Consider the following 5,244-nt stretch of genomic DNA (forward strand, 5'->3'; position numbering starts at 1 on the left):
TTAGACCTTCCTATTTTTAAGCAATATTATGGAAGTACTGCTATACACCAACCTAATAAAACGCAAGCCGCACAATTGGTTAAGCTACCAGAAAACAGTGCTTCAAGTTATCGTATTAAAATGGTACGTTTACCATAATTAAAGCTTTAGCTAAAAAGCTTCCAAAACACAACATAGATTGTAACCAAAGTATTCAATCTATAAAAATAGATAGTGATGGATTAAAAGTTGAGGCTACAATTAGAAAGTACCAATGCAAACATATTATATATACTTTGCCTCCTCTATTATTTGCAAAAACGATAAGCACTGAACCTGCATTACCTGAAGACATGAAGCAACTTATGTTGAATACGCATACTTGGATGCAAGATTCTATTCGCGTTGGTATTACTTATAAAAATGCATTTTGGCAACGCAATAAAACCAGTGGCACTATTTACAGTAGCGCTGGACCTATTCAAGAATTTTATGACCATTCTAATAGTTATAATAACTTACATGCTTTAGGAGGATTTATAAGCACTAACTATAGTGACAACACTAAAGCCGAACGAAAAACCTATATAATCAAGCAATTACAAATCTATTATGGAGATCAAGCGCTCGATTACAACAGTTATGAAGAATGCGCATGGAGAAGCGAAAAGCACACAACTTCAGCTAGCGACAAATTTTTAATGCCACAAACCAATAATGGACATCCATTGTTTAAAGAAACCTATTTAAACAATAGACTATTTATTACTGGAGCAGAAACGAGTGCTATATTTTCTGGTAAAATGGAAGGCGCAATTACTAGTGCTCAATTTGTTTTTGAGAAACTGAAACATATCTATAACAAATAGCTAACTTTTGTCACTTCGATTGATTTTTAGGCACAAAAAATTGTTTCGAGAAGCCTCAAAGTTCAAAAGCTTCTCGATACAAAATTCTAAAAAAATAATGTCGCTCTAAGTTACGGCTCTAATTACGTCAGTTCGAGTGATGCGAACATAAGGAGTATTCTATCGAGAACTCTCGAAAACTTTAATAGCTTCACAACACAGAATCCTTAAAACGAATGTCGTTAGAAGCTACAATACTAGTTATACAGATTATTTTTACAAACATAAAAACACTTTTAAACGACATAAAGTGATTTTTATCGATAAAAATAGATTATCATAATACTAACCTCAGTTTTTTTAATAATTGTTATAACTTAGGATTAATTAATAATTAAAAAAACAAATAAAAATTATGTTCGACCTATTAAAAGACTTAGCCTTAGACAAACTTAAAGAAAAAATGCTTCCAAACGCTCTTGGAGCTGAAGCTACTCAAGCTGCTGCAGAACAAGGTTCTTCTGATTTAATTAGCAGTCTTGTTGATCAAGTAAAATCTGGAGACTTAAGCACTATTACAAGTTTATTTTCTAACGATGGAACTGCAACTCAAGACAATGGTATGTTTCAAGGTTTAGTTGGTAAACTAACTGGAGCACTACAAAATAATGGAATGAATGCAGCAGAAGCACAAACTGAAGCTAGTAATATTGCTCCAGATGTTCTTGACAGTATAAAAGAAAAGTTTTTATCTAGTAATGCAGAAGATAGTGGATTCGATATCTCTAAAATAGCAGGTTTAATAGGTGGAGACACAGGAGACTTACTTGGTAAAGTTAAAGGTTTATTTTAGGCCAATCTTATATTAAAATTAAAAAGTGATTGCAAAATAATGCAATCACTTTTTTTATACCATAAAATCGACCTTATATTTCTATATTTTGAGACATTAAAAATGGTATCGAGAAGCCTTAATGGTTTGTAGCTTCTCGATATAAAATTCTTAAAAAAAATGTCGCTTGAAGAAACAGTGCTAAATCCGTCAGTTCAAATGATGCGACCTAAGGAGCATTGTATCGAGAACTCTCTAAAGCTCTAATAGCTTCTCGATACAAAATTCTTAAAAAAAGAATTTCACTCGAAGTGACAGTGCTTTATAATTGCTATTATAATTATCTTTACAAAAAACAGCAAACTATGAGCATGCTTCACCTAAAACTAGAAACCGATCCACGTTGGGTAACCATTGTAGAAAGTAATATTGAAGAAATATTAACAGACCATGCTTGGTGTGAGCAAAAAGCAGCAACAAATGCTATTACTATTATTACCAATAATAGTGAGCATGAAGAACTAGTTACAGAGTTAATAAAACTAGCTCAAGAAGAATTAGAGCACTTTCAAATGGTACACGATATCATTAAAAAACGTGGTTATACACTAGGTCGTGAACGTAAAGACCATTACGTTAATCAATTGTATAAGTTTATGAACAAAGGTGGAAGCAGACAACAAAGTTTTGTAGATCGTTTATTATTCTCTGCAATGATAGAAGCTAGAAGCTGCGAACGTTTTAAGCTTTTATCACAACGTATAAACGATAAAGAACTCTCTAAATTCTATCACGACTTAATGATTAGCGAAGCTGGACACTACACCACTTTTATAACCTTTGCTAGACAATACGGAAAAGGTATTGACGTAGATAAACGCTGGCAAGAACTTGTAGAATTCGAAGGCGTATTGATAAAAAGTTATGGTAAGAGTGAAACTATTCATGGTTAATTAACAAATAGTATTTGTCATTCCTGCGAAAGCAGGAATACACAGTGACTCTAAAAGCTAAATGGATTCCTGTATTCGCAAGAATGACAAAGCACTAGGTTTAACGTTTTCTTTTGAACAGCACCATACGATAAATTGTAAATTTGATAAAAAAGCTACGCTATGAAACCATTAGCATTCATTTTATTATTTATTACAACCATGAGCACTACTCCTATTTTTAATTTTACAACAGACGCTAATATTTCTAATTGGCGCATTGTGGACGACGTAGTTATGGGTGGACGCTCTAACGGAAACTTTGCTTTAAATAAAGATGGTCATGGTGTTTTTAAGGGTAAAGTGTCACTAGAGAACAATGGTGGTTTTTCTTCTTTGCGTTACAATACTGAAACTATTGCACTTAAAAAAAACACTAAAGTTTGTATTAAACTAAAAGGCGATGGTAAAAACTACCAGTTTAGAATAAAAGCCAATAAAAACGAACGCTACTCTTACATTACCACTTTTAAAACTTCTGGAAAATGGGAAACTATTACCATTAATTTAAAAGATCTTTATCCTGCTTTTAGAGGAAGAACTCTAGACTATCCAAATTTTGACAAAACGACTATTGAAGAGTTAGCCTTTTTAATTGGGAACAAAAAAGCGGAAAGCTTTGAGTTGTTAATTGATGCTATTGTTTTGGAATAGAAACTGTTAATAAAACTGTATAAGTAGGTATTCTAAAGTATATGGATTCTAATTTTTAACTACTAACTTCGTTTAACTTCTGATATAAAACATTGAAACGATTTCATATCAGGTAACACGTTGTAGGTAATTAGAAAAAATAACGAATGAACATACAAACATTAATTGAAAAAATAAGAATATTCCAGGAGTACATTATTGAAAGTGGATTTAAAAGAGATGTTGAAGGGTATAAAAGTAGCATCACACCACAACAGAATAGACAAAACCTTCAACTTTTCCAAGATATAGCAAATAAAATACAGAATAGTCTAACTAAAATTTACGAATCTGACTTACCTGAATCATTAAAATTATTGCTACCAACTGAAAACGAAAGACCATTTACGGAAGAAAATCATTTGGGAAAAATAACTGAAATTATTGAAAATAGAGAATTACCTGTCACTCAATATTTCAGTCAATTAAATAGTTTTTTAAGTACTTTAAACACCCAGATTACCACAAACCAAACAGAAATTGAAAGACTAAAAATTGTATTTCAAGATTATACAAAATCTGAACAAGAATTAATAAATTCAGACGAATATGCTGTCATATCAATAATTTTTAAAGATTTAAAGACAACCACTAGTTTAAAAGAGTTTTCTAAAACTTTAAACAAATGGAATAGAACACTTTTAATTTATCATCAATTATTAACGAGTAACACACCTGAAGAAATTGAAATTGTAGAAGTCCAAAATGGTTCCATTGATGTAATTGTAAACTTAGACTTTGATATAGCAGTTGACTTGGTGGAATTAGTAAAATACGGTTTTAAAGTTTTTGGAGGGTATTTACTATACAAGAGTACAGCAAAAGATATTATTGCTACTTATTTTGGAAATAAAACCTTAATTAAACAAGAAGAGCAAAGAGAAAAAGAAATGCTCGAAAATATATACAAAACTCTTGAAGAAAAGATTTCAGAACAGCATAAAAGTGCACTAGAAAATGACGGAAAAATAGAAAAAACAGCTCTTAAAGCAAAAATTAAAGATGTTGCGAAAACTATTTCTGAACATATTGTAAAAGGTAATGATATAAAATTATTAGCCGTTCCCGAAAATGATACTGAAATTATTGAAGACTCTAAAGAAATGAATTATACTTCAATCAATAATAGAAAGATATTGAAAGAACTTCCGGAAGAGGATAAAATAAAACTTATTGAAAGATATTCGTTTGAAGAAGATAATGACGAAAAATAACTACCTACAACAGTGTATAAAAAACATAGGGCATTTGTGGCTTAACCGAAAGTTCTGTGTTTATTTACAAAGTCCGCTAAATATAAAATTTAGCGTTTACAGAAGAAAAGATAAAATCAAAATATTTATATTTAGCTAAGTAATAAACCGAAACGAAAGTGCTTATCACCTGCCCTACGATTTCTTATACTTAACGTTAGTAATAATGTGGTTTAATGTAAATTCCTGAAATAGGTTGACTAAAAATTAAACACCTTTAGTTACACTATGAACGCAAGGACATATCAACTCTGCCGAAAAAAGAACTACAATAAAGTTAGTTTCGAGCTCTAATTATTCATCATTGGACCAAATTTACAATGGATGGATGTCTGTCAATTATGCTGGCAAAAAATACGCTATTTTTGAGCAACTATTCAGTACTGGATGAAAAAATACAGTACCTTAGATCAAAAGAAACAATGGGTTTTGAATTTAAAATTGTAGCTTAGATTAACTAAAAAAAACAGCAACGTTTGTTGCGTTAGTTTATTAAATACAGTAATTACTCTGATTTTCGCCTATCATTTAGCTTAATAAAAATGTGGTTTTTAAAACAATTAATCAATGATATACCTTCTACATTTTTCCAACTAGTATAATTATTAGGCTTTATGGATGTTGGTTTTTGATTTTTAAATCCTAAC

General features: G+C 30.8%; 5 protein-coding genes. All 5 read left to right on the top strand.

All coding sequences use genetic code 11. The annotated features are described in order from the left end of the window. The first annotated feature begins 137 nt into the window (after nucleotides 1-137). Nucleotides 138-848 carry an FAD-dependent oxidoreductase gene (locus Q0C58_RS05235; RefSeq protein ID WP_290698431.1) on the top strand — a complete coding sequence of 237 codons (711 nt, stop codon included), beginning with the start codon at nucleotides 138-140 and terminating at the stop codon, nucleotides 846-848. A 394-nt stretch (nucleotides 849-1,242) separates the two neighbouring features. Next, entirely contained in the window at nucleotides 1,243-1,680 is a 438-nt protein-coding gene (locus Q0C58_RS05240; RefSeq protein ID WP_290698423.1) for a hypothetical protein, read from the top strand. 350 nt (nucleotides 1,681-2,030) lie between these two features. Continuing rightward, entirely contained in the window at nucleotides 2,031-2,612 is a 582-nt protein-coding gene (locus Q0C58_RS05245) for a tRNA-(ms[2]io[6]A)-hydroxylase (RefSeq protein WP_290698433.1), read from the top strand. Nucleotides 2,613-2,774: 162 nt separating this feature from the next. Further along, complete coding sequence (locus Q0C58_RS05250; RefSeq protein WP_290698426.1) at nucleotides 2,775-3,305, top strand: CIA30 family protein; 531 nt, start codon at nucleotides 2,775-2,777, stop codon at nucleotides 3,303-3,305. Nucleotides 3,306-3,451: 146 nt separating this feature from the next. Continuing rightward, a complete protein-coding gene (locus Q0C58_RS05255; RefSeq protein ID WP_290698429.1) occupies nucleotides 3,452-4,558 on the top strand; it encodes a hypothetical protein in 1,107 nt (368 codons plus the stop codon). The last annotated feature ends 686 nt before the right edge of the window (nucleotides 4,559-5,244 follow it).

The organism is Lacinutrix sp. (assembly GCF_023299985.1).
GTDB lineage: Bacteria > Bacteroidota > Bacteroidia > Flavobacteriales > Flavobacteriaceae > Lacinutrix.